Origin of the sequence: Laedolimicola ammoniilytica, assembly GCF_025567165.1 — a bacterium.
GTDB classification, from domain to species: domain Bacteria; phylum Bacillota; class Clostridia; order Lachnospirales; family Lachnospiraceae; genus Laedolimicola; species Laedolimicola ammoniilytica.
The window spans coordinates 1-3040 of sequence record NZ_JAOQKC010000049.1 but is presented as its reverse complement, the minus strand read 5'-3'; the positions used below and the strand labels follow the sequence as shown (position 1 = coordinate 3040).

Here is a 3040-nt window from a genome sequence, read left to right as displayed (position 1 = left end):
TTCTCTGCCTCCGTTTTCTGTGCTTCCAGGGTCTTGAGCTTTTCCTGATATTCCGCAATCTTCTCACGGGTTTTCTCAATTTTCTGGTCGATACGTTCAATTTTGTTTTTTGCCATAACCGTTCACTCCTTTCCACAAAGTCTGTTACCAGTTCATCAGGCCGTAGCCCTTAATACTTTGATAATTCAGGTCATAACTTTTGATCTTGCAGGCATCGCCGGAATTTCCCTCCACCGTATAAACACGGCTGCCATCCGTACCGATCACGATACCCACATGGTCTGCTGTCCCATCCAAATCCCAATCAAAGAAAATTGCATCTCCGGGAGCCAGATTGTTATAGCCTCTTGCACCCCATTGTCCATGAGACTGGAACCACGGAACGCCCTGCCACTCACAGCCTGCAAAGCGCGGTTCACTTTTTCCAGCCTGGTTATAACACCAGGATACAAAGCAGGCGCACCACTCCACGCGGCTGTCAAAGCCATACCAGCTCCAATAAGGATAGCCGCCCACATTGCCGACCTGACGCTTGGCCAGCTCCACCAACTGCGGATTTCCGGGACGGGTTCCATTTACAAACTGTACACCGGTCAAGTCCTCGGAATTGCTCATGTCAGGGGAACCACCGCCAAACAACAGCGGCTTATTGCCCATGGTCTGCCGGTAAACCTGATACATTTCCATCTGCTCCGGGGTCAGTAACTCCGACGCCACAGCGGAAATGGGCTTGCTGGTGAGTTTCACATTCAAAATGTAATACTCATAGGGGACTTCTTCTGAGGTGGTCTCGCCGGTCTCCGGGTCGGTGGAGGTCTCCGTGCGGTAGCGAATCTCCACTTCCTCAGTAAGCGTCAGCTGATACTGTGCTGCAAACACAAGCGCCAGCTCTGCCTGAGCGCTCTGCCGGGTGTAGCCTTGCAAAACGGCAGACAGAAATGCTGCCAGCTCATGAGGGTCATGACCGATCATACCAAGGTCATAGCGATACTCGTCATACCCTGGGTGGCTGCTTTCTATGTTGTCGATTTCCTCCTGCAACTGGGCTTCTCTGGCTGCATAATCTGCCTCCACCGCCAGCATTTCCGGGTCATCCGACGGATAGGTGGTGCCGGAGAGAACGGAACCGATGCTCTGCGCCATCATGGAGCAGGAGGACATGGTATTCATCAGCATACAGGTAATGAGGAACAAAACCCCTGCCATCAGGAAACCCTTCTTGTGGCGCATGACGAATGCCCCTGCCTGCTGTACCTTTTCTTTTACCGTCCTTGCGGCTTTTCCGGTTTTGGATGCAGCCTGGGCGGTATTTCCGGCAGTCTGACCGGCGTGTTTGGCGGCGGCATACTGCTTTTTGATGGCCTGTTTTTGCTGCCAGCGGGAAAGAGGGTTGCTGGCAAACTGGGGATTTTCCTGCAAAGATTTCTGGTACAGAACATTTACATTTGCCTTTTCCAGTTGACGCTCTGCCTGGGCTGCTTTGCGGTACGGCTTCAGCTTGTGGCTGCGATAGCCCTCCCGCACCAGATAAGCGCCGGTCTCCACCGCTTCCTCGGACTTGTGGGCGCTTTCCACGCCCACATTGTCCTGCTCTGTTTCCCGGATCTCTTTGTGGAGCTTGCCTGCGACCAGATGGACGGGAGCTTCCCTGACTCCTTGAGAAACTTTGGAAGGTGGCTTTTTCTTGTCCTCAAAGGTCAGCTTCGAGGTCTTTTTTCCGGTATCCGGGTCAATGACCGTCTGCCTGACCTTTTTCTTTGGGATATTGGCCTGCGCCTTATCTGCTCTGGCCGCAGCTTTCTCCGCTTTACGGATCGGCTTTTCCAGTGCAGGATCAGACCGTTCCTCATCAGTAAAGCGCAGGCGCGGCTCTTTATTCAAACCATTCTCCCAGCATGAGGGAGGACATCATGTAGTGCAGCTCTGCATAAATGGCCATTCCCACAGGATCGTTGAACATACAGCCGGACAGGTAGGCATAAAACTGTGCCACCACATCGGACAGGATCTTCGCCTCTGTTCCTTCCAGACTCAGGCCGCCCATACCTTCTTTAGCACGAATGGCGCTCCAGACCTCTGCCAGACGGAGAAGCCCCACCTGACCGGTCTCATTCAGTTCGGCTGCCTGATCTGCCGCCGTGCGGCACTCACTTACCGCATCGGCCATGACCGTAAGCAACTGGTTGCGCTGGGCATTTACCGCCCTGTCAAAAAACATCAGCGGGTTTTTATTCAAAATGTTGGGGTTCATCATCATTCATCCTCCTTCTTTTTCAGTTCCTGGGGTTTGGTGGTCATAATGCGGTAAAGCTCGGTATTCTTCGGGAAGTGATCCACGAAAGGCAGGATTGTAGAGCCATAAAACAGCAGGCCCTCGCCCTCACCGGAGTGGGTCACATAGCTAAGCTGGTGCGTGGAAATCCCCAGTTGCTTGGCGAGGATCTGACGGTCTCCGCCTGCCTGGTTGAGCATATACACGAAGTCGGAATTTTCAAAGATATTTTCCACCTCGCGGCTGGAAAGCAGATCTTTGACGTTCTGCGTGATTCCGGTGGGGATGCCGCCCCATTTTCTGAATCGCTTCCAAATTTCTACCGTATAAGCAGCGGTCTGTTCCTCCTTCAAAAGCAGGTGCATCTCGTCGATGTAGTAGCGGGTAGACTTGTGAGCGGCACGGTTGATGGTAACGCGGTTCCACACCTGATCCTGTACCACCAGCATACCGATTTTTTTAAGCTGCTTGCCCAGTTCCTTGATGTCGTAGCAGACAATCCGGTTATCAATGTCCACATTGCTCTGATGATTAAACACATTCAACGAACCCGTTACATAGATTTCCAATGCCGTTGCAATGTACTGAGCTTCTTTTTCTTCCTGCTCCCGCAACAGGTTATAAAGGTCCTCCAAAATCGGCATATTCTCCGGCTTCGGGTCATTGAGATATTCGTTGTAAACCAACCGTACACAACGGTCAATAATGGTTTTCTGCACCGGCTGCAAGCCCTCCTTACCGCCCACGATCAGCTCACACAAGCTGAGG

At 52.4% G+C, this 3040-nt stretch carries 4 protein-coding genes; all 4 read right to left on the bottom strand.

Annotated elements, in window-relative coordinates:
• Positions 1-116, bottom strand: a 116-nt coding sequence (locus OCV63_RS17225) for a DUF4315 family protein (protein WP_158365434.1), incomplete at its 3' end; no start/stop codon positions are given.
• 28 nt (positions 117-144) lie between these two features.
• A complete protein-coding gene (locus OCV63_RS17220) occupies positions 145-1881 on the bottom strand; it encodes a C40 family peptidase (RefSeq protein WP_158365432.1) in 1737 nt (578 codons plus the stop codon).
• On the bottom strand, positions 1874-2254 hold the full coding sequence (locus tag OCV63_RS17215) for a DUF3851 domain-containing protein (protein ID WP_470365375.1): 381 nt from the start codon (positions 2252-2254) through the stop codon (positions 1874-1876). The genes OCV63_RS17220 and OCV63_RS17215 overlap by 8 nt, the downstream gene beginning before the upstream one ends.
• The coding region (locus tag OCV63_RS17210) for a VirB4-like conjugal transfer ATPase, CD1110 family (RefSeq protein ID WP_416862067.1) at positions 2254-3040 on the bottom strand (787 nt) is incomplete at its 5' end. The genes OCV63_RS17210 and OCV63_RS17215, both read right to left, overlap by 1 nt.